Below are 21,518 nucleotides of genomic sequence, written 5' to 3'. Positions count from 1 at the left end.
CGGTGGGGGCGGAGATCATCATGGTCGGGTTGTGGCGACACGGCAGGACCAGCACCTCGACCCGGCCGCACCCGACCGACCCGCGCCGGACGATCACCAATGTGACCTACAAGCTGTCGCTGCGGCCCTCTTCCCGGTTCCAGCTGGCAACGGTTTACTGAACGGCCGCTGCGGTCAGACCAGAGGGGTGCCGGCCAGAGCCGCATCCACACCGCAGAAGCCGCGTTCGATCACGGCGGTGAGCGCGCTTTCGGGCGAGCGACCGTCCGACACGGCGGCCAAGGCATCGGTGTAGGCCACCACCAGCGTGCCCATCAGCATCGTGGCGGCAAGCCGCGCCTGTGGATCCTGCGGTGGCCTGCCAATGGCACCGGCCAGCAATGCGGCCAGTTCATCGGCGAGGGTTACCTGGAGTTCCCGGGCGCGCGCGGTCAGCGCCGGGCTGGCGGCCACCGCAGACCAGAACGCCACCGGCTGCCCGGAGATGCGCAGCAGCGGATGACGGCCCTGCTGCAAACGGCGCATCAGGTCCTGGAAGGCGTGCACGGGGGACTGCGGCCCGCGCGCAGCGATCGCATCGCGCACCAGGGCCCGCCCCTCCTCCTCGCGATCGAAGACGAGGTCTTCCTTGCGCGGGAAATAGTTGAACACGGTCTTGCGCGATACCCCGGCCGCGACGGCGACCTCCTCCACCGACACCGCCTCGAAACCCCGCGCAATGAACAACCGCGTGGCAACGTTTGAAATCATCAGGCGGGTGTCGGCCTTCTTGCGCTCACGCAGGCCGGGCGGCGTTGACAGGCTGTCGTTCATGGGCCTAATTTACACTCCGTGTACTTTTAACACCAGCACTGGAAGGATACCTGCCCGGGCGGCGCGTCTTCGAGGAATTCCCGTGATCCATGACGTCATCATCGCCGGCGCCGGCCCAGTCGGCTTGCTGCTGGCCTGCGAACTGCGACTGGGCGGTGTATCGGTGCTGGTGCTGGAACGTGCGCCGGACCCCCGCGCCGCCCTCAAGTGTCTGCCATTTGGCATGCGCGGGTTGTCGGTGCCGAGCATCGAGGCGCTGGACCGGCGTGGCCTGCTGGATGCGCTTGCCGCGCTGCAGCCACCGCGCGACCACCCTGCGGCGGCGCACTGGGCCGGGCAGCAACGCCGTCCCGCCGGTCATTTCGCGGGTATCCAGTACTACCAGGATCGGGTCGATACCAGCCGCTGGCCCTATCGGCTGCCTGGCGCCGTCGCCACCGCCATGATGGTGGACATGCAGTCGCTGGAAACCGTGCTGGCCGAACGCGCGGCCGTACTGGGCGTGACGATGCTGCGCGGCGCTGGCGTGGATGCCGTGCATGCATCGAGCGAGGGTGTCACCGTAAACGTCGGCAACCAGCGTTTCGACGGCCGCTGGCTGGTGGGCTGCGATGGCGGGCGCAGCACCGTGCGCAAGGCGACCGGCATCGCCTTTGTCGGCACCGAACCGGAGTTCACCGGCTACTCGCTGGACGTGGTGCTGACCGACCCGCCTCTCCTGCCGCCGGGCCGCCATTACACCGCCACCGGCATGTACACCTTTGCCGCACCGGGCACGATTGGCATGGTGGCGTTCGATGGCGGCGCCCACCACCGCCAGCCGCTGACGCGCGAGCATGTGCAGAACGTGCTGCGTCACGTGTCCTGCACCGATGTCAGCGTGAGCGAGCTGCGCCTGGCCACCACGTGGACCGACCGCGCCTGCCAGGCGGCCACCTACCGCAGCGGCCGCGTACTGCTGGCCGGCGACGCCGCGCACGTGCATTCGCCGCTCGGTGGACAGGGCCTCAACCTCGGGCTGGGCGATGCGATGAACCTGGGCTGGAAGTTGGCGGCGACGATTCGCGGCGATGCCGCCGACGGATTGCTCGACAGCTATACCCGCGAGCGCCATCCGATCGGCGCACAGGTGCTGGACTGGTCGCGTGCGCAGGTGGCGCTGATGCGGCCCAGCGCGAGTTCGCGCGCGCTGGAGGCGATCCTGCGCGACCTGATCGATACGCGCGATGGCGCGAGCTATTTTGCCGAGCGGGTGTCGGGTGCCGGGCTACGGCTGGCGCTCGGTGATACGCACCCCCTGGTGGGGCGGAGCGTGCCGGCGTTCGCGTTGCAGGATGGCAGCCGGGTGGACGAGCGGCTTCGGACCGGCAACGCCCTGCTGCTGGACTTCACGGCGCAGCGGACGCTGCAGGCCATCGGCGATGCCTGGTCGCAACGCATCGACTACCTGGGCACCGCGGCGGCGGAAACCTTCGGGCTGAGCGCAGTGCTGGTGCGACCCGATGGTGTGGTGGGCTGGGTAAGCGATGCGTCCACAGCCGGCACCGATGTGGAACAGGTGTTGCGCCACGTTTGGACGCAACAGGCGTAGCGGGGCCCGTTCCGCCTCCGCCGCGCTGGGGACTCACCCTTCCCAGCGCAGGCCCTTGGGGTCGCTGCGGAAACCAGCAGCGCGCAGCGCCTCGGTGAGCGGATCGCGTGCCACCGGTGCGTCGTTGATCAGGTCGAGGGTGAAACTGGTTCGACGAATGCGGCCGAGGGCCGTGGCAAGCGCGCTCGATGCCAACGCGAGCGACGCTGCATCTGTCGATGCGTCCGCGTCGAACCACGTCAGCAGCTGACGGCCGCCCTGCGCCAGGTACATCTGCAGGCGGCCGCCAACGATGACCACGAGCGCGCCACCCCGGCGCACCGGACGTAGCGCGGCCGCATGCGCCGGCCACGGCAGCACGGTGCCGAACGGGTTGGCCGGATCCACGACGGACAGCGCAACGGCAACGCTGGGGCGCCCCGCCTGCAGCGCGTCGGCGATGCCGCGCAGCCGGTCCACCGTAGTACGTTCGGCGAACTGCGCCCCGCCGAGTTTGTCCACGAAGCGGCCGCGCAGCACGCGGCCGGCATCCTCCATGCCTCGATAGACCTGCTGCAACGCGGGGAAACCGCCGACGATACCCTCGGCGACGGCAGCACCGCGGGTGACGATGCCGTGGCGGTCCAGCAGCCCTTCGGCCAGTGCCACCGCGCGCACGGTGTCGCTGGTGGCGTCGCGGTGCAGCAGTGACCAGCGGCCAGCCAGCGTCGGTGCGGTGAAGGCCGCTGCGGTAGGAAGCAGTCCGCTGGCGGTGATGGCCGGATCGCCCATCGGGATGCCGCGGACGCGCGTGCTTCGGCGCGAGGTCCGGACCGCCCGCGGCCGTGGCGGGCGTATCCCGGCCAGGCCGCGCAACGGGGTCCAGATATCGGTGGTGAGATACCCCAYCCAGACCAGCTCCCACAGCGTGGTGTGCAGCGCATCGGGACTCACCGCGCCGACCGCAGGCAGTGCGTTGTCGTCGGCGATCGACCGCGCCTGCACGGCGGCGGCGAGCTGGCGCGCGAAGTACGCCCCACCTTCGGCGAGCACCTGCAGGATCGTCTGCTGCAACGGCGAACGCTCGGCAGGTGCAGGCACGGCGGGCAACGTCTCGAAGGCGTATTCCTGCAGGTGCAGCGATACCAGCCCGTCGTCCTCGCCCAACCGGCCGTGGCCGGACCAGACCACCGTGCCGGTGGCGAGCAGTTCGTCCAGCAGGGCGGGCGTGTAGTCGCGGACACGCGCGGGCAGGATCTGGCTTTCCCAGACCGAGGCGGGTGCAGGAACGCCGGCCAGCAGTTCGATCACCCGCGCCACGCCATCGATGCCTTCCAGTGCACCGCCGGTAGACGCGGGCGCGACACGTGCGAGCGGTGCCGCATCGCTTACCAGGCCATGCCGTTCCAGCAGCAGCAACGCATAGGCGTCACCTGGCACCGGCCGGGTGGCCTCGCGTGCGGCCTGCAACGAGCGCATGCGCAGCCGCCGCAGCACGTCTTCGCCCACCCACTCGTGGCGGGCCAGCGGCAGCAGGTCGGCCGGCGCATCGGCCGCGGCGTGCCATCGCCGGGCCACGCCGAAGGTGCCTTTCAATACGTCGCCCTGCGCCTCCAATCGGTCCAGCGCCGCGTCCGCGACGACCACGCCGAGCCCGAACGCCGCGGCCGCCTCGGCGGTGGTGAAGGGAGCATGGCGGCGCGCGTAGCGGGCGAGCAGCTCGCCCAGCGGATCCGGCGATGGCGGCAGGAACACCTCCGGCAGCGCGTCGGGTAGCCTCACCCCGAGCGCGTCGCGCAGGCGCGTGGCGTCTTCGATGGCGGCCCAGTGTTCGACGCCGGCCAGCGCGATGCGGATGGCACGCCGTTCGCGTTCAAGCGCCTGCAGGTAGGCGTCGGCATCGGGGGTGTCRTCGTTGAGGCGCGCAGCCACGTCGGCGGCCGACAACGGTCCCAGCTCGCGCAGCAGGTCCGCAACGCCCTCCTTGCCCTTCGCCCGCCGCCCCGGCGCGCGGCGTTGCAGTTCTTCGCCCACCTGTTGAACCACCGTCGCATCCAGCAGCTCGCCCAGGTCCACCTGCCCCAGCAGATCGGCCAGCAGACCGCTGTCCAGCGACAGCACCGACGCGCGGCGTTCGGCCAGCGGCACATCGGTGCCGTACATGAACTCGGCGACGTAGCCGAACAGCAGGTTCGCCGCGAATGGCGACGGGACCTCGGTAGTGACCTCGGCCATCTCGATGCCGCCTTCGGCCAGGCGCTGCATCAGCGCGGCCAGGGCATCCAGATCGTAGACGTCCTGCAGGCACTCGCGCGCGGCCTCGATCAGGATCGGGAAATCCGGATAGCGCTGCGCGATGGCCAGCAGCTCGCCGGCCCGCAGGCGCTGCTGCCACAGCGGCGAGCGCCGGCCCGGCGCGCGTCGCGGCAGCAGCAGCGCACGCGCCGCACACTCGCGGAAACGCGCGGCGAACAACGCCGAGCCGCCGACGGCGCGGGCCACCTCACTGCGCAGTTGTACGGGATCGAACAGGAACAGTTCCGCGCCCGGGAGGCGCCCGGTGGAATCGGGGATGCGCGCGATGATGCCGTCGTCGCTGGCCACCACCGCGGGATCCACGCCCCAGCGCTCGCGGATGCGCCCGGCCAGTGCCAATGCCCACGGATCGTGCACGCGCCGGCCATATGGCGAATGCAGCATCACCCGCCAGTCCCCGGATTCATCGCGACACCGTTCCACCACCAAGCGGCGGTCGGTGGGCAGCAGGCCGGTGGCAGCACGCTGTTGCCCGACCAGGCCCAGCATGTTGGCGATCGCATTGCTGGCCAGACCGCTGGCCTGCAACCGCGTGAGCAGCGCGGGCGCAATGTCCTTTTCGCCGGCGTTGGCATCCAGTGCCCCCAGGAATGCCCCCACCGCCGCGCCCAGTTCCGCTGGCCGTCCCACGCCTTCGCCGCGCCAGAACGGCAGCCGTGCCGAGCGACCCGGCGCGGGCGTCACCACCACCTGGTCATGGGTGATCTGTTCGATGCGCCAGGAAGTCGCGCCGAGGGTGATCACGTCGTTGACCCGCGATTCGTGGACCATTTCCTCGTCCAGCTCGCCGACGCGACGCGAGCCGGCGCGCTCTTCGCCTTCGGGCAGCATCACGCTGAACATGCCACGGTCGGGAATGGTGCCGCCGCTGGTGACCGCCAGCTGCTTGGCCCCGGGGCGCGCGCTCAGTTCGCCAGTCTCGCGGTTCCAGACCAGCCGCGGACGGAAGCCGGCGAAGTCGTCGGACGGATAGCGACCGGCGAGCATGTCCAGGGTCGCATCGAAGGCGCTGCGCGGCAGCGTGCGGTACGGCGCCGCGCGCCGCACGCTGGCATACCAGGCGTCCACGTCCAGCGTATCCATGGCAGCGGCGGCGACGGTTTGCTGCGCCAGTACATCCAGCGGATTGCGCGGCGTATCGACCGCTTCGATACGACCGGCCAGCATGCCTTCGATGGCCACGGTGGCGTCGATCAGGTCACGCCGCGTGCGCGGATACACCAGGCCGGTGGAGACGCCGCCCACCTGGTGGCTGGCACGCCCGACCCGCTGCAGGGCGCTGGCCACCGACGGCGGCGCGGCAACCTGGATGACCAGATCGACCAGGCCCATGTCGATGCCCAGCTCCAGACTGGAGGTGGCCACCACGCAGCGCAGTTCACCGGACTTCAACGCCTGCTCGATGTCACGGCGCTGTTCCTTGGATACCGACCCATGGTGCGAGCGCGCGATCAGCGGATCGGCGCCTGTCGAGCGGCCGCTGGTGCCGCCGTTGGAGGATGCGTAGTGGGCGGACAGTTGCGCGCCGTCCGCGGCGGTTGGCGGGTCGCGCTGCAAGGCAGGATCGCGCGCCATGCGTTCGGCATACAGCTCATTGAGCCGCGCCGTGAGCTTCTCGGCCACGCCGCGCGAGTTGGCGAACACGATGGTGGAGCGCCGTTGGAGGACCTGGTCGAGGATGCTGGCTTCCACATGCGGCCAGATCGAACCGACCCGGCCGGACGCTTCGTCGCCGGCACGTGCGGGGATGTCGGCCATGTCTTCGACCGGCACCACGATGCGCACGTCCAGCTGGCGGGTCGAGGGTGGGTTGACCACGGTGACGGGACGATCACCGCCGAGGAAGTCGGCGACCTGCTCCACCGGCCGCACGGTGGCCGACAGCCCGATACGCTGCGCCGCTTCCGGCAGAAGCGCGTCCAGGCGTTCCAGGCTCAGGGCCAGGTGGGTGCCGCGCTTGGTGCCGGCCACCGCGTGGATTTCATCGATGATCACGGTATGCACGGTGCGCAGCGTTTCCCGCGCCTTGGAGGTCAGCATCAGGAACAGCGATTCCGGCGTGGTGATCAGGATGTCCGGAGGACGACGCACGAGTCTGGCGCGGTCGGTGGCCGGGGTGTCGCCGCTGCGGATGCCGACCGAAAGCGTCAGCGCCGGATCGCCGCGCCGCTCGCGTTCGGCATTGACGCCCTGCAGGGGAATCTGCAGGTTGCGCTGCACGTCGGCGCCCAGCGCCTTGATCGGCGAGATATACAGCACGCGCGTTCCGGCGGGTGCGTCGTCGGGTGTGTGTTGGCGCTCACCGAACAGCTGGTCGATGGCGTGCAGGAAGGCAGCCAGTGTCTTGCCCGAGCCGGTCGGTGCGATCACCAGCGTATGCGCGCCCGCGCCGATCGCCGCCCATGCGTGCGTCTGCACCGGCGTGGGCGCATCGAACGCGGCGGCGAACCAGGCGCGCGTGGCAGGCGCGAACGCATCCAGTGAGCGCGCTGCAGGTGGCGGAGAGCTGGGCATGATGCCTACTGTAACCACCCGCGCACGCGCAGCGCTGCATCGGCGAAACGACATCGCGTCAGGGTCATCGCCGCCTGCACCGCAGCAACCGCTGCGTCATGGCGCCTTGACCACCACCCAGGTGGGTGCGTGGTCGCTGGCCTTGTCCTGCAGCCGCACCCAGCGGTCCACCCCCGCGTCCTGCAGGTGGGCGGCAAGGACAGCGTTGAGCAGCACGTGGTCGATGCGCAGCCCGCGATCGCGCTCGGCATGCTGGCGAAAGTAATCCCAGAATGTGTAGATGCGTTCGTCGGGATGACAGTGGCGCAACGCGTCGGTCCAGCCCTGGGCCAGCAGCCGCTCGAAGGCGGCGCGGGATTCCGGCTGGATCAACGCATCCTTGCGCCAGGATTTGGGGTCGTACACGTCGTCATCGGTGGGGATGACGTTGAAGTCGCCCAGAATCGCCACCGGGTGCGGCAGTGCGACCAGGGTGCTGGCATGTTTGATCAGTCGCTCCATCCAGCGCAGCTTGTAGTCGAATTTCGGCCCGGGCTGCGGGTTGCCGTTGGGCAGGTAGATGCCGGCAACCACGATGCCGTGCACGGCAGCCTCGATGTAGCGGCTCTGGGTGTCGGCCGGTTCGCCCGGCAGGCGACGCCGGCTCTCCACCGGGGTCACGCCCCGGCCCAACAGCGCGACCCCGTTCCAGCGGCTTTCGCCCAGCCAGATCGCGCCGTAGCCGGCGGCCTCCAGTTCGGCAGCGGGAAATGCGCTGTCCACCGCCTTGAGTTCCTGCAGCGCGACCACGTCCGGCGCCTCCCGCTCCAGCCACGCCAGCAACTGCGGCAACCGGTTGCCGATCCCATTGACGTTGTAAGTGGCCAGTTTGAGTGTCTTTCTGCGCGGCATCACGGACTCCTGTCGGCCATGCCGTGATTAGACGCCCAGCCACGTCAGCGGCGCGTCACACTGACCGGCGGCTCACAACGGCCGCCGTACCCTTTGGGCATGCGCCGCTTCGCCCAAGCCATTGCCGATGCCGATTCCCTGCCCCGCGGCCTTCCGGGCTCGCTGGCCACGGCGCTGGCCGACGCACCGGACCGCTACAACATCGGCAAGAACAGCGTGGCCACGGTCATCGCGCGTGATGGCGATGGCAGCATCGTCCCGGCCGACATGCGCTGGGGACTGATCCCGCGCTGGTCCAAGGAACCGGCCACGCCCTACACCACCGTGACCGCGCGACTGGACCGCGCCGCCAGGAGCCGTATCTTCGCCCAGGCCTGGCAGCAGCGGCCGTGCGTGATCGCCATGACCGGCTATTACAAGTGGGATCGCCAGCGCAAACCGCCGTGGCCGATGTTCGTGCAGCGCACGGACGGGCTGGCACTGCTGGCCGCGGGGCTGTGGGAGCACTGGGAACACCCCGATGGCGACCAGATCGACAGCTTCACCGTGCTGACCGCGCCCAATACCGCCATCCCCGCCCCGCTGACGCCGGACGGTCCGGTATTCATGGCCGGCGGCGTGGCCATGGACTGGCTGGCCGGCGCCCTGCCGACGGCGGCGGCGCTGCGCGCACGCTCCACCACGCCGCCACTGGAAGCCTATCCGGTGAGCCGCGCGTTCCGCGATCCCGGTCGCGACGACTACACGCTGCTGGAACCGGTCGACCCTGACGCGGATGCGGCCGACAAGGGGTCCAGCGCGTGGGACGGCGATGCACTGGATGAGGACGATCTGGAGGAATGACCCACGGGGATGTCAACGAAACCGTAATGCCAGTTGGCATCGCGTTGACACGCAAAGGAAGACGATCAACTGCCCAACCGATCCAAATGTCATGAACGGCAGTCCGAAATCCCCCGCATCCCGCAGCCTCATCCTGGTAGTGGAAGATGAGGCCCAGCTGTCCAAGCTGTTCGTCGAAGTGCTCACCGAAGCCGGTTATGAAGTGGTGCCGGCCGACTCGGTGACCGATGCCCTCAGCACGTTGTCCTACCAGCATTTCGATGCCGCAGTGCTGGATATCGAACTGCGCGATGGTCCGGTCTTCCCGGTCGCCGACAAACTCGCCGCGCTGGGCACGCCCTTCCTGTTCGCCTCGGCGGTCTATTTCCAGATGGTGCCCAAGCAACATCAGGGCACGCCGTTCGTCGGCAAGCCGTTCAACATCGAGGAACTGGTGGCGCGGGTTGAAGACGCCGTGCAACGCGGGCGCAGTGGGCCGCCGTTCGGCAAGGCGGCGGAGTAGACCCAGCAAGGCCTGCTTTCAGCGCGGCCCTCTGCTCAGTGTCCCAGCCGGTTGATGTCCGCACACTCCACCACTGCCGGCGGATGCGGCATCCGTGCCAGTTCGATCATCGCGCGCCCGAGGGTAGCGTTGCTGGTCATCAGCGACGGCGTGACCTGCGCGGCCAGCTTCATCAGCGGCCCGCCAAAGCGATACAGCGGCTTGAGCATCCCGTGACGCGTGCCGGTGCCGGCCACGGGGCGCACGCCGCCTGGACGCAGCATCACGGTGCGGATCGGCAGGCTGGCCAGTGCCCGCTCGGTTTCACCCTTGATCCGCAGCGGCATGAAGACGCTGTCCGGATTGGCGTGGGCCCCGGAGACGTAGAAGAAACGGCCCTGCGGATTGGCCGCCGCCCACGCCCGGGCCACGGCCAGGGTCGCCTCCAGGGTGACCGCCCGGTATTCCGGCTCAGGCGTGCCGATCGGCGGCGCGCCGGCACAGTAGAAACAGGCATCGAAGCCGGCGAGCTGATCGCCGATGGCGTCGGCGTGGAGGAAATCAGGCAGCACGATTTCCTCCACGCCGTCCGCCACCGCACCGCTGCGGCGGACCAACGCCGTCACGCGCTGGACATCCGCTGCGGCCAGGCAGGCGCGCAGCACGCCTTGCCCGACCAGTCCGCTGGCACCGGTCATCAGAACATCAAGGCGGGAGGTGGCGGGCATCAGGAGATCCTTGGCAAGGCCGAACGCTAGAGTTTCACGAAACGCTGCATGCTGCGCGCCAACCAGCCGCTGAAACGCAGCGGCGCATCCAGCGCCGACACGCAGATGCACGGCGCACCCGGTGCTGTCACCGGCTGATGCTCGACGTCTTCATCCAGGTCGGCCATGTCCCCTGGGCCGAAGATGCCCAATGCGTCGTTGTAGGCGCCGCGCAGGATCTGGGTGAGCTCGCTCTGGCCGTGGCTGTGCATCGGCAGACACTTGCCCGGGGCGATGCGCAGCATGATCAACGACGGCATGTCGGCGGCGCGGATGCAGTGCACGCCGGGCGCGATCCAGCGCCAGCGCACGTCGCGCAGCGAGGGACCGAAGTACGGATGCAGGGAGACCGGGAGCGCATCGGGATGGGCCTGCACGGAACCACGTGGCGGTGCCGACGCGGTCGGCGGCCGCAGATCGCGCACCGGATCGTCCGGCACATCCTCGCTGTCCAGCTGCGCCAGCATCGCCTCGCGCAATGCCGCCTGGCGCGCGCTGGGCGATGCCGGTTGGGTCTGGTMCAGCAAGGCCGCGCCGATGGCCTCGGCGTCACGCAACACGTGCCGGCAATGCGCGCAGCTTTCCAGGTGCGTGCTGGCCACGATGCTGAGCGCGGTCGGCAAGGCGCCGGCGGCGTAGCTCATCAACGTCGATTCATGCAGGTGGTGGCGGGGATTCATGGCGCACTCCCGACGCTGGACTGCAGCTGCAGGAATGCCCGACGCAGGTGGGATTTGACCGTGCCCAGCGGCATCCCCAGCGCCTGGGCGATTTCGCTGTGGCTTTTGGCTTCGAAATGAGACATCCGCACCAGCCGTGCCTGGATGGCCGGYAGCTCGTTGATCCGCTGGCGCAGGCGCGCGTGGTCGGCGAACTGCTCGGCGGAGGTGCGCTCGGGCGGATCATCCAGGGCCGCATTTTCGACCGCCTCCTGGGCCTGCAGCCAGCCCCGCTCGCTGCGGAAGCGGTCGATGTGCAGGTTGCGCGCGATGCGGTACAGCCAGGTGCTGAGCGCGCTGCGCGAGGCGTCGAAGTCGGCCGCGTTCAGCCAGAGCCGCAGCAGGCTTTCCTGCGCCAGTTCCTCGGCGGTGCCGTCCGGGGCGCCACGGCCACGCAGGTAGATGCACAGGCGGGGCATGAAATGGTCGTAGATACGGATGAAGCACTCGCGGTCACGCAGCCGCGCCACGCCCTCCATGTCCTGGGTCCAGTCGGGAAGCACGCCGGTGGGCTGGGCGGAAACGGACACGATACGGGCGGCGTCGAAGGAAAAGGGCGGCGGGTCGGGTTGACGATACATCTGCGGTGGATGACGCCGTGTGTAGGGAGGCATGGGGTGTACGGGCCAGCGGGCCGATTGGATGCAACGCCGCGCCCATTTCCGCCCTGCACGCCGCCGGTACGGGCGCTTGGGGATCATGTAGCTCCCCCATTCAACCCGTCCCCGCCATGGCCAAGCCGTCCGGCTCCCGTCTTGTCATCTATGCCGCGCTTGCCGGCAATCTGTGCATCGCCATCGCCAAGTTCGTCGCCGCCGGGCTGTCGGGCAGCTCGGCGATGCTCAGCGAGGGCGTGCACTCGCTGGTGGATACCATCAACGAGCTGCTGCTGTTGTACGGCCTGCGCCGCTCCGAGCAGAAGCCCGATACCGTGCATCCGTTCGGCTACGGGCGCGAGCTGTACTTCTGGAGCTTCATCGTGGCCCTGCTGGTGTTCGCCGCCGGCGCGGGCGTCTCGGCGTACGAGGGCATCCAGCACATCCGCAACCCCGAGCCGGCCACCAACCACCTGATCAGCTACACGGTGCTGGGTGTCTCCATCGTGTTCGAAGGCACCTCCTGGTGGATCGCCCTGCGCGAGTTCCGCGCCACCAAGGGCACGCTGGGCTACTTCGAAGCCTTCCGGCGCAGCAAGGACCCGACCACGTTCACCGTGCTGCTGGAAGACAGCGCTGCCCTGCTCGGCCTGGGGTTTGCCCTGATCGGCCTGGTGGCCGCGCAGCTGCTGGACATGCCCATCCTCGATGGCGTGGCCTCGCTGTGCATCGCCGGGGTGCTGGCGGTGACTGCCTTCCTTCTGGCGCGCGAAACCAAGGGCCTGCTGGTCGGCGAACCGGCCCATCCCAGCGTGGCCAAGCGCATCCTGGCGGTAGCCAATACCGACCCGGACCTGCGCAACGCCAACGGCGTCACCACCATGCAGATGGGTCCGGACCAGGTGGTGGCGATGCTCAGTGCCGAATTCGAGGACGACCGGACCACCCCGCAGATCGAGGCGTGCATCACCCGGATCGAAAAGGCGGTAAAGCAGGAATACCCGGAGCTGGTGGCGCTGTTCATCAAGCCGCAGACGCCGGAGGTGTTCCGGGCGCGGCGGGCGGAACTGGGCGAACCCAAGCCGAGCCCCTGACCCGTTGCGGCCCGCGGCCCCCTGCAGCGCAGGTGGGCCAGCCCGCGCGGGGCCGCTCAGGCCGGCGCGAACATCTGGCGCACGCTGCGCAGCAGTTCGATCACGCTGAACGGTTTGGGCAGCAGCGACATGCCCGTGCCGAGGAACTCGTTGCGCACCGCCGCGCCCTCGGTATACCCGGTGACGAACAGCACCGGCAGATGCGGCCGCAACACGCGCGCGGCATYGGCCAGCTCGCGCCCGTTCATGCCCGGCAGGCCCACGTCGGAGAGCAGCAGGTCCACCTCGCGGGTCGAATGCAGCTCCAGCAACGCCTGCTGCGCATTGATCGCCTCGACCACCTGGTAACCGGCCTCGACCAGCATTTCGCGCACCATCATCCGCACCGAATCGGTATCGTCCACCAGCAGGATGCGTTCGGCACTGCCACGCGGGACCTGGCTGGGAACAGGTTTCTGTTCGTCGATGCCGACCAGCTCGCCTTCCGGCAGCAGCAGTTCTATCTCGGTACCTTCGCCGCGCTCGCTGGCGATGCRCGCACTGCCGCCGGACTGGCGGGCGAACCCGTAGGTCATCGACAAGCCCAGCCCGGTGCCCTCGCCCTGCGGCTTGGTGGTGAAGAAGGGCTCGAACACCTTGGTCAGCAGTTCCATCGGAATGCCGATGCCGTTGTCCAGGACTTTGACGCTGATGTAATGACCCGGCGCGAGCTCATGATCGCGCTCGATCTCGGTACGGTCGGCGCGGATGCGGATCAGCCCCTGCCCGCCCAGCGCATCGCGCGCGTTGATCACCAGGTTGAGGATCACGTTCTCGAACTGGTTCGGATCGGCCACGGCCACCATCGGCTGCGGCCCCAGTTCCAGGTCCAGCTCGATGTTCTCGCCGATCGAGCGCAGCAGCATGTCTTCCAGCGAACGGATCCGCGCGACCACGTCGAAGGTCTGCGGGTCCAGCGGCTGCTTGCGGGCAAAGGCCAGCATCCGCTGGGTCAGCGCCGCCGCGCGGTGGGCCGAGCCGGTGGCGATCTCGACATACCGCGAGGCCTTGTCCCATTTGCCGCTGGAGACGGCCATCTCGATCATGTCCAGGCCGGAGATGATCGTGGTCAGCAGGTTGTTGAAGTCGTGCGCGATGCCGCCGGTAAGCTGGCCGAGCGAGTCCATCTTCTGCGCCTGCAGCAGCTCGACCTCGGTGCGCTGGCGCTCGGCGATCTGGAAGGCCAGCTCCGACGTCGCGGTTTCCAGCTCCTGGCGCTGCTCGGACTCGCGCGCGTGGTGTTCGGTGGTGTCTTCGATCAGCACCAGGCCCTGGCCCGGTGCATGGTAAGGCGTCACGCGCCATTCGGTGATGCGGGTGTCGGCGCCTGCGCGCAGGGTAAACGTGCCCTGCCAGCGCTCGCCTTCGGCCAGCGCGACTTTCAGGGCAGCCAGGGGCGCGGCCTGTTCGTCCAGAAGCGATTCCAGCGCGCCCGGCTGGGTGGCATCCATGCCGAGCAGGCGCACGAAGGCATCGTTGGCATCATGGGAGCGCAGGGACGCATCCAGCACGGCGATCGGTGCATTGATCTGGCGGAAAATCTCGCCGAACCGCGCCTCGGCCTCGCGCAGCGCTTCTTCGGAACGTCGGGCGCGCAGCAACGTGCGCAGCGTGGCCAGCAGCACGTCCGGGTCCACCGGATGGATCAAGTAGGCATCGGCACCGGCGTTCAGGCCGGTGATCAGGTCACCGGTAGCGATGGACGCGGCCGAAACGTGCACCACCGGCAGCAGCCGCATGCGCGCGTCCTCGCGCAGTTGCCGCACCACGTCAAAGCCACTCATGTCAGGAAGGTTCACATCCAGCACAAGCGCGCCGAAGTCCTGCGCAGCCAGCCTGGCCAGTCCCTCGCCACCGGTACCGGCTTCTTCGACGCGGAACCCATGGTGCTCCAGCACGCGGCGCACCGCGTAGCGGGTGGCGACGTTGTCGTCCACGACGAGGATGCGGTCAGAGTGCGGCATCGGCAGCCTCCGTGGCGAGCGTGAGCGGCAGGATCACATAGAAGTCCGAGCCCTCGCCGACCACACTGTCCACGCCCACATGCCCTCCCAGCAACTCGGCGAAGCGCTTGCACAGCGACAGCCCCAGCCCGGTACCGCGCAGACGCTTCTGCAACGGCGTGTCGACCTGGACGAAGTCCTCGAACAGGGTGGACTGCAGCTCGGCAGGAATGCCGATGCCGGTATCGCGCACGCTGAAGCGGACCGAGTGCTCGCCTTCCAGGCGTGCCGAAACCACCACCTGGCCATTCGGGGTGAACTTCATGGCGTTGGAAATGTAGTTGCGCAGGATCTGCGCCAGCTTTTTGTCATCGGTGTACAGCATCGGCAGCGCGGGCGGATCGTCGAACACCAGGTCGACCTGGTTGCCCTCCACCAGCGGGCGGAACATGCCGCGCAGCGCCGAGAACAGGTCCATCAGATCGAACCACGCCGGGGAAATCGTGATGCGCCCGGCCTCGATCTTGGCCAGGTCCAGCAGGTCATCCACCATCTCGCGCAGCTCACTGGTGGAGGCGCTGATGAAGCGCACCTGGCGGCGCTGCTCGTCGGTGAGCGGGCCGTCCATGCCGTCTTCCAGCAGCCGGGTCATGCTCAGGATCGAACCCAGCGGCGTGCGGAACTCATGGCTCATGTACGACAGGAAGCGGCTCTTCAGCTCGGAGACCTCGCGCAGCTGCTCGGCCTGCTGGTCCAGTTCGGCATACAGCGCCAGCACCCCCTGGTTGGTCTCCTCCAGCTCGGCACGCAGCGCGTCGGCCTCCAGGCGCAACGTCTGCAGCTCGTGCGGGTCAGGGGCGGTAGTCAATGCAGGTCTCCAGGACGCAGGGCCACGATGCCGACGTCGTCGCGGCCACGGTCGAAATCGCGCTGCAATACCGCCACGATCACGCTGGGGTGGCGGTGGAACAGGCCGGGGTAGTCACGCAGGCTCCAACGGGCCTGCAGTCCATCGCTGTGCATGACCAGAAGCGTGCCTGCGGGTGCGTGAAAATGAAAGGGTTGGGCTTTACGGAACTGCACCCCGACGATGCCGGGATGGGAGGCCATGCCACGCGAGGTGGTCGGCTCGCACAGCGTGGCGGAAATGTTGCCGATGCCCGCGAACTGGATGCTGCCGGCCTGCGTGTCGATACTGGCCACCGCCGCCGCGCCACCGCGGGTGCCGGACATGCCGGCATGCAACGCGCCGATCAGGCCGGGCGCATCGAAGCTGGTGGCCTGCGCAGCGGCAGCCACGCCGGCCTGCGCGGCGTCCGCCGCCTGCAGCCCGTGGCCGAGGCCATCGATCATCGTGACCGCCACCGACGGCCCTTGCGCGCGTAGGTGCCAGCCATCGCCACAGGCCACTTCATGACGCATGGCAATGCGCAGCGCACCGTACGGAAGATCAATGGCGGCCGTCGCGCGGCCGGGATAGATCCGCGCCACGATCACCGCGCCCCTGGCATCGGACCAGACATCAAGCAGCGTCGCCTGGCGTGCGATCGCGCCCAGACCGATGCCCTGGGTGCCGCCCGTGGAATAGCCATCGGGCAGGCAGTGGGCCAGTGAAAATCCCGGGCCCGCATCGATCGCGCACAGCTCGACACCGAGGCCGCTGCGCCCGCAGACCAGCGACAGGTGCATGCGCCCGCCCCGCCCGTGCTTGATCACATTGGTGGCCAGTTCGGTGGCCACCAGGGCAACACGGCCCGCATCGGTTTCGTTGAAACCGGCCTGCTCGGCGAGCGCCAGCGCTTCGCGCCGGGCCTGTCCTACCTGCGAGGTTTCTTCGACCGCCACCACCCGCGTCACCTGGCCGGCGAAGTTCAGGTCCATTTGGTGATCGTGATGCGCGTGCCCTCGCCGGGCGCACTCTCCAGCTCGAACTCGTCCACCAGCCGGCGCGAACCGGACAGCCCCAGGCCCATGCCGGACCCGGACGACCAGCCATCGGTCAGCGCCTGCGCCAGGTCGGGAATGCCCGGGCCCTGGTCAGCGAAGACCAAGCGCACGCCCTTGCGCAGCCCACTCTCCAGGATTTCCCAGTCCATCGTGCCACCGCCGCCATAGATCACGGCATTGCGCGCCAGTTCGCTGGCGGCGGTGACCAACTTGGTCTGGTCGATCAGGCGCAGCTTGCAGGCCACGGCCACCTGCCGCGCAGCCTGGCGCGCCAGCACCACGTCCTGCTCAACGCGGATCGGCAGCGTCCCACTGGGCGCGGTCATGGCGCGTCGTCATCGGTGCGCTGCAGCAGTTTCATCCCGCGCTCGACGTTGAGCGCGGTCCGCACCCCGCTGAGGGYCAGGCCCAGCTCGACCAGGGTGATCGCAACGGCCGGCTGCATGCCGACCACGACCGTGGTGGCGTCCATGATCCGCGCGATCGCGGAGATGGTGGAAATCATGCGCCCGATGAAGGAGTCGACGATATCCAGCGCGGAAATATCGATCAGCACGCCGCGCGCCGAGGTGCGGCGGATCTTCTCGCTGAGGTCGTCCTGCAGGGTCAGCGCGAGCTGATCGTGCATGTCCACCTGGATGGTCACCAGCAGCAGGTCGCCCATCTGCAGAATCGGAATACGTTCCATCTCAGCGCTCTGCCCGCACCACCGTCTGCCCGGTGCGCTTGAGCGCCAGGGCGAGTGCATCGGCCAGATTGGCCTTGGTCACGATGCCCTGCAGGTCCAGCCCCAGGTGCACGATGGTCTGGGCAATCTGCGGGCGCACGCCGCTGATGATCGCATCGGCGCCCATCAGGCGGATCGCGGTGACGGTCTTGAGCAGGTGCTGGGCCACCAGCGTGTCCACGGTGGGCACGCCGGTGATGTCGATGATGGCGATTTCCGAGCCGGTATCGACGATCCGCTGCAACAGCGATTCCATCACCACCTGGGTCCGCTGCGAATCCAGCGTGCCGATCATCGGCAGCGCGAGCACGCCTTCCCACAGCTTCACCACCGGGGTGGACAGCTCCAGCATCTCTTCCTGCTGGCGCTGGATCACGTCTTCGCGGGTCTTCTGGAACGCCTGCACGCTGTGCAGGCCGAGCAGATCCAGCAGCTCGGAGATCGCCCAGAGCTGGTCGCCCAGCTGCGCTGCATCGGCGGCATAGCCCTGCTGGACCAGTTCGAACAACGGGCGCTTGAGCGAGAACAGGAAGCTGGCCGTCTCCGTCGAATTGAAGCCCTTCAGCACCCGATCGCGCGAGAGATCTTCCAGGAAGCGGCGGGTGTCCTGCCACTCTCGGGCGCCCACGGTGCCGGCGTTGGCAGTGGAGATGGCCTCCAGGAACAAGCGCCAGAACTCGCGTGCCTGCGTCTCCAGCTCGCGCTGGGACAGCCGGTTGTCCTGCGCCTGACTTCCGGAGGTCAGGTTTTCCATCCATTTGGACAGCAGCTGTTCCTGCTGACTACGGATAAGGTCGATCGTGCGCTGCTGCAAAGCCGCCATGGGGCATTCCTGGAAAGGGGATCAAAAAGTGACGCACTTCACATGAATGCGCGCCAGCACGCGAGCTTAAATCAATTCAGGTTCATGAGGCGATACGTTGCCGCGCGTTCCGTGAAAGATCCGTGCAGATCCCTGACTCGTTCAGAAAATACCGCGTCGTTCAGTCCAGCAAGCCCATCAACGAATGGTGTACGGCCACGCCGGCCAAGGCGCCCTCGCCCACCGCCAGCGCGATATTGCCGGCCATGCGCGCTGCGTCGCCGCAGGCGAACACGCCCGGCACGGTGGTCTGCTTGGCCGAGTCGGCGGTGATGCAGCCAGCGTCCTTGAGCTCGCAGCCGAGCTGCTCGGCCAGGTCGCTGGACAGCGTGGAGCGCGGCGAGACAAACAACGCGTCCATCGGCAGGCGGCGTCCGTCCTCGAGGACGATGGTGGCGGTCTCATCCACGCATCGCACCGGCGTGGATTCGATCACCACCCCGCAATCGTCCAGACGGCGGCGTTGTTCTGCATCGATACGCGTGTCTGCCTCGCTGCAGAACAGGGTCACCTGGCCCCAGTCGCACAGCAGCAGCGCCTGCCCTGCGCCGCCATCGTCGGAACAGCCGATCACCCCGATCCGGCCTTCGTACAGCTCATAGCCGTGGCAGTACGGGCAGTGCAGCACGCTGCGTCCCCAGCGCTCGGCGACCCCGTCGATATCGGGCAGCGCATCGGTCACCCCATAGGCAAGGATCAAACGGTCGGCACTGAATGTCTGACCGCCCTCGCAGGTGATCTTGAACGGCGTATCCGGCTCGGCCGACGCAGCCACCGCCGTTGCGGTCAGCCAGGTCAAGGTCGGATAGGCCATCAGTTCCTGCCGTGCCTGCATCGCGATCTCCGCAGGCGCGATCCCCTCCCGGCCCAGGAATCCATGCGCCACCAGCGCGTTGCGGTTGCGTGGCGTGCCACCATCGATCACCAGCACGTTGCGACGCGCCCGCACCAGTTGCAGCGCGGCGGACATGCCGGCGTAGCTGCCGCCCACCACCACCACGTCGTACTTGCCGGTCTGCGCGGGGGTCATGGCAATCATGGGGTCCTCTCGGGAGCACGCACCCGGCGACTGGTCAGCAGGCCCATGCTCCGCTCGGGCAGCGTGAGCCCGCCCTGCGGGTCCAGCGCCGGGACGGGGCCGTCGGTGCTGGTCAGCAGGACCCGCCAATGCCGCCCGGGCAGCACCGGCACATCGAAGCGCACCTCGCTATGGCCGGCGTTGAAAAGCAACAGCAGGGTTTCATGCTCGGGGCCGGGTTCACCGCCCTGCAGCGCGTTGCCGCCCATCTTGAGCATCAGCACGCGCGCCTCGGGATCGTTCCAGTCCGCTTCGTGCATGACCCCGCCATCGGCGCGCAGCCATTCGATCGCGGTATCGGCCATGTCGTCACGCGCGTCCAGGAAGCGCCCGCGACGCAGCTGCGGATAGCGGCGACGCAGCTTAAGCGCCTTGCGCACGAACGCTGCCTGGCGCACGCCGGGCTCCGAGCCGGCCTGCGCCCAATCCATCCAGGTCAGCGCGTTGTCCTGGCAATAGGCGTTGTTGTTGCCCTGCTGGGTGCGCCCGAACTCGTCGCCGGCCAGCAGCATCGGCGTGCCCTGCGAGAACAGCAGGCTCGCCAGCAGGTTGCGCATCTGCCGCGCACGCAGTGCCAGCACGTCGGGATCCTCGGTCGGGCCTTCGGTACCGTGGTTCCAGGAGATGTTGTGGTCGCTGCCGTCGCGTCCGTCTTCGCCGTTGGCCTCGTTGTGCTTGTCGTTGTAGCTGACCAGATCGCTGAGGGTGAAGCCATCGTGGGCGGTAACGAAATTGATCGACGCCGCCGGGCGTCGACCCTTGTGATTGAACAGGTCGGCCGAGCCCATGATGCGCGTGGCGAACTCGGCCAGTTGGCCGCCATCGCCGCGCCACAGTGCCCGCACGTTGTCACGGAACTTGTCGTTCCATTCGGCCCAGCCCGGCGCGAACTGCCCCAGCTGGTAGCCGCCCGGGCCGATATCCCACGGCTCGGCGATCAGCTTCACCTGGCTCAGCACCGGGTCCTGGCGCACCGCGTCGAGAAAGCTGCCCGACGGGTCGAAGCCGGAGCGCTCGCGGCCGAGAATGGTGGCCAGGTCGAAGCGGAAGCCGTCCACGTGCATGTCCTGCACCCAGTAGCGCAGCGAGTCCATCACCATGCGCAGCGCGCCGGCGTTGGTCAGGTCGAAGGTGTTGCCGGTGCCGGTGTCGTTGATGTAGTAGCGCGGATTGTCGGCCAGCCGGTAGTAGCTGGCGTTGTCGATGCCCTTGAAGGACAGGGTCGGGCCCAGTTCGTTGCCTTCGGCGGTGTGGTTGTAGACCACGTCCAGGATCACTTCCAGCCCGGCGGCGTGAACGCAGGCCACCATCTGCTTGAACTCGGCGATCGCATGGGTTGACAGCAACCGCGGGTCCGGCGCGAAGAAGGCCAGGGTGTTGTAGCCCCAATAGTTGCGCAGGCCGCGCTCCAGCAGGTGCTGGTCGTCCACATGGGCGTGGATGGGCAGCAGTTCCAGCGCGGTGGCGCCGAGCTGTTTCAGGTGGTCCAGCAAACCGTCCTGCTTGAGCGCGGAGAACGTGCCCCGCGCCGATTCGGCCACGTCCGGGTGCAGCATGGTCAGGCCGCGCACGTGCGCTTCGTAGATGACCGTGTCTTCCCACGCCACGCCCGGCGGGCGATCCCGCCCCCAGGTGAAGGCGTCATCGACCACCGCACACTTGGGCATGAACGGAGCGCTGTCGCGTTTGTCGAAGCTCAAGTCCTTGTCGCGGTGCCCGACGGTGTAGCCAAACAGCGCCGGCGCCCACTTGAGCTGGCCCACGATCTGCCGGGCGTACGGATCCAGCAGCAGCTTGTTGGCGTTGAAACGATGGCCCGCTTCGGGTGCGTACGGGCCGTCCACGCGGTAACCATAACGCTGGCCCGGGCGGGCATCGGGCAGGTAGCCGTGCCAGATCTCGTCGGTGTACTCGGGCAGGACGATCCGCTCCACCTCGCGTCCGCGCTCGTTGAACAGGCACAGCTCCACCTTGGTGGCGTGCCGGCTGTAGAGCGAGAAATTGACCCCCAGMCCATCCCAGGTGGCCCCCAGCGGGAAGGGGCGGCCCGCGCGCAGGCGGGAGGTTTGCACCGTCGGCCGACCGTTCATTGGCCACGCTCCTTGCCCGTGGCGGCCTGCAGTTCGGCCTCCAGCAGGCGCTCGGCCATCACCCAATGGCGCAGGTGCTGGTCGTTCGGGCGGCCCTCGGCCTCCCAGATCTGGCGCGCCAGTTCTTCAATGCGTTCGCGTCGTTCTTGCTCTTCCATGGGTCCCGGCTTCATTGGTGGATCAACACGGTCACGGGGCTGTCCGCAGACAGCACCCGCAGGGGAATGC

Annotated in this window: 19 protein-coding genes; 4 read left to right on the top strand and 15 right to left on the bottom strand. The window is 68.3% G+C overall.

Annotation, left to right across the window (positions count from 1 at the left end; translation table 11 throughout):
• Window positions 1-174: 174 nt before the first annotated feature.
• Window positions 175-813 carry a TetR/AcrR family transcriptional regulator gene (locus ACXJKH_RS02745; RefSeq protein WP_457318209.1) on the bottom strand — a complete coding sequence of 213 codons (639 nt, stop codon included), beginning with the start codon at window positions 811-813 and terminating at the stop codon, window positions 175-177.
• Between the two features lie 82 nt (window positions 814-895).
• Here ACXJKH_RS02745 and ACXJKH_RS02740 point away from each other — a divergent pair, with 82 nt between their 5' ends.
• Complete coding sequence (locus ACXJKH_RS02740; RefSeq protein WP_457318208.1) at window positions 896-2,404, top strand: FAD-dependent monooxygenase; 1,509 nt, start codon at window positions 896-898, stop codon at window positions 2,402-2,404.
• A 33-nt stretch (window positions 2,405-2,437) separates the two neighbouring features.
• On the opposite strand, the gene ACXJKH_RS02735 is transcribed toward ACXJKH_RS02740, so the two are convergent.
• A complete protein-coding gene (locus tag ACXJKH_RS02735; protein WP_457318207.1) occupies window positions 2,438-7,213 on the bottom strand; it encodes an ATP-dependent helicase in 4,776 nt (1,591 codons plus the stop codon).
• A gap of 96 nt (window positions 7,214-7,309) precedes the next feature.
• Window positions 7,310-8,104 (bottom strand): exodeoxyribonuclease III, encoded by a 795-nt coding sequence (locus ACXJKH_RS02730; RefSeq protein WP_457318206.1) that lies wholly within the window; start codon window positions 8,102-8,104, stop codon window positions 7,310-7,312.
• Window positions 8,105-8,203: 99 nt separating this feature from the next.
• Here ACXJKH_RS02730 and ACXJKH_RS02725 point away from each other — a divergent pair, with 99 nt between their 5' ends.
• Together ACXJKH_RS02725 and ACXJKH_RS02720 are read left to right on the top strand one after the other, a co-directional pair.
• On the top strand, window positions 8,204-8,947 hold the full coding sequence (locus ACXJKH_RS02725) for an SOS response-associated peptidase (RefSeq protein ID WP_457318205.1): 744 nt from the start codon (window positions 8,204-8,206) through the stop codon (window positions 8,945-8,947).
• Window positions 8,948-9,038: 91 nt separating this feature from the next.
• Entirely contained in the window at window positions 9,039-9,449 is a 411-nt protein-coding gene (locus tag ACXJKH_RS02720) for a response regulator transcription factor (RefSeq protein ID WP_256774405.1), read from the top strand.
• Window positions 9,450-9,484: 35 nt separating this feature from the next.
• Here the strand turns inward: ACXJKH_RS02720 and ACXJKH_RS02715 are convergent, their stop codons facing one another.
• Genes ACXJKH_RS02715 through ACXJKH_RS02705 form a run of 3 tightly spaced genes read right to left on the bottom strand, consistent with a single transcriptional unit; the run spans window position 9,485 to window position 11,495 of the window.
• Complete coding sequence (locus ACXJKH_RS02715; protein ID WP_256774406.1) at window positions 9,485-10,156, bottom strand: NAD(P)H-binding protein; 672 nt, start codon at window positions 10,154-10,156, stop codon at window positions 9,485-9,487.
• A 26-nt stretch (window positions 10,157-10,182) separates the two neighbouring features.
• Window positions 10,183-10,875, bottom strand: a complete 693-nt coding sequence (locus ACXJKH_RS02710; protein ID WP_457318204.1) for a ChrR family anti-sigma-E factor — start codon at window positions 10,873-10,875, stop codon at window positions 10,183-10,185.
• Window positions 10,872-11,495 (bottom strand): sigma-70 family RNA polymerase sigma factor, encoded by a 624-nt coding sequence (locus ACXJKH_RS02705; RefSeq protein ID WP_256774408.1) that lies wholly within the window; start codon window positions 11,493-11,495, stop codon window positions 10,872-10,874. The genes ACXJKH_RS02710 and ACXJKH_RS02705 overlap by 4 nt, the downstream gene beginning before the upstream one ends.
• Before the next feature lie 149 nt (window positions 11,496-11,644).
• Between ACXJKH_RS02705 and ACXJKH_RS02700 the strand changes: the two genes are divergently transcribed.
• On the top strand, window positions 11,645-12,604 hold the full coding sequence (locus ACXJKH_RS02700; RefSeq protein WP_256774409.1) for a cation diffusion facilitator family transporter: 960 nt from the start codon (window positions 11,645-11,647) through the stop codon (window positions 12,602-12,604).
• Window positions 12,605-12,660: 56 nt separating this feature from the next.
• On the opposite strand, the gene ACXJKH_RS02695 is transcribed toward ACXJKH_RS02700, so the two are convergent.
• The 9 genes from ACXJKH_RS02695 to ACXJKH_RS02655 all read right to left on the bottom strand — a co-directional run bounded on the left by ACXJKH_RS02695 (window position 12,661) and on the right by ACXJKH_RS02655 (window position 21,448).
• A complete protein-coding gene (locus ACXJKH_RS02695) occupies window positions 12,661-14,607 on the bottom strand; it encodes a response regulator (protein ID WP_457318203.1) in 1,947 nt (648 codons plus the stop codon).
• Window positions 14,594-15,454, bottom strand: coding sequence for a sensor histidine kinase (locus ACXJKH_RS02690; RefSeq protein ID WP_457318202.1), 861 nt, complete (start codon window positions 15,452-15,454; stop codon window positions 14,594-14,596). The genes ACXJKH_RS02695 and ACXJKH_RS02690 overlap by 14 nt, the downstream gene beginning before the upstream one ends.
• The gene (locus ACXJKH_RS02685; RefSeq protein WP_457318201.1) at window positions 15,451-16,467 is read right to left on the bottom strand and encodes an ATP-binding protein; all 1,017 of its coding nucleotides are present in this window, start codon (window positions 16,465-16,467) and stop codon (window positions 15,451-15,453) included. The genes ACXJKH_RS02690 and ACXJKH_RS02685 overlap by 4 nt, the downstream gene beginning before the upstream one ends.
• The gene (locus tag ACXJKH_RS02680) at window positions 16,458-16,859 is read right to left on the bottom strand and encodes an anti-sigma regulatory factor (RefSeq protein ID WP_457318200.1); all 402 of its coding nucleotides are present in this window, start codon (window positions 16,857-16,859) and stop codon (window positions 16,458-16,460) included. The genes ACXJKH_RS02685 and ACXJKH_RS02680 overlap by 10 nt, the downstream gene beginning before the upstream one ends.
• Window positions 16,856-17,221, bottom strand: a complete 366-nt coding sequence (locus ACXJKH_RS02675; RefSeq protein WP_457318199.1) for an STAS domain-containing protein — start codon at window positions 17,219-17,221, stop codon at window positions 16,856-16,858. Before ACXJKH_RS02675 ends, ACXJKH_RS02680 begins: the two co-directional genes overlap by 4 nt.
• Before the next feature lies 1 nt (window position 17,222).
• Window positions 17,223-18,083, bottom strand: coding sequence for an STAS domain-containing protein (locus tag ACXJKH_RS02670; protein WP_256774415.1), 861 nt, complete (start codon window positions 18,081-18,083; stop codon window positions 17,223-17,225).
• A 160-nt stretch (window positions 18,084-18,243) separates the two neighbouring features.
• Window positions 18,244-19,161: an NAD(P)/FAD-dependent oxidoreductase gene (locus tag ACXJKH_RS02665; protein WP_457318198.1), complete on the bottom strand. Its 918-nt coding sequence runs from the start codon at window positions 19,159-19,161 to the stop codon at window positions 18,244-18,246.
• Complete coding sequence (gene glgX / locus ACXJKH_RS02660) at window positions 19,158-21,290, bottom strand: glycogen debranching protein GlgX (RefSeq protein ID WP_457318197.1); 2,133 nt, start codon at window positions 21,288-21,290, stop codon at window positions 19,158-19,160. Before glgX ends, ACXJKH_RS02665 begins: the two co-directional genes overlap by 4 nt.
• Window positions 21,287-21,448 carry a DUF2934 domain-containing protein gene (locus ACXJKH_RS02655; protein WP_457318196.1) on the bottom strand — a complete coding sequence of 54 codons (162 nt, stop codon included), beginning with the start codon at window positions 21,446-21,448 and terminating at the stop codon, window positions 21,287-21,289. The genes glgX and ACXJKH_RS02655 overlap by 4 nt, the downstream gene beginning before the upstream one ends.
• Window positions 21,449-21,518: the final 70 nt, after the last annotated feature.

It is taken from the genome of Stenotrophomonas sp. P5_B8, assembly GCF_054049855.1.
This window is presented reverse-complemented; position numbering and strand designations above follow the sequence as displayed.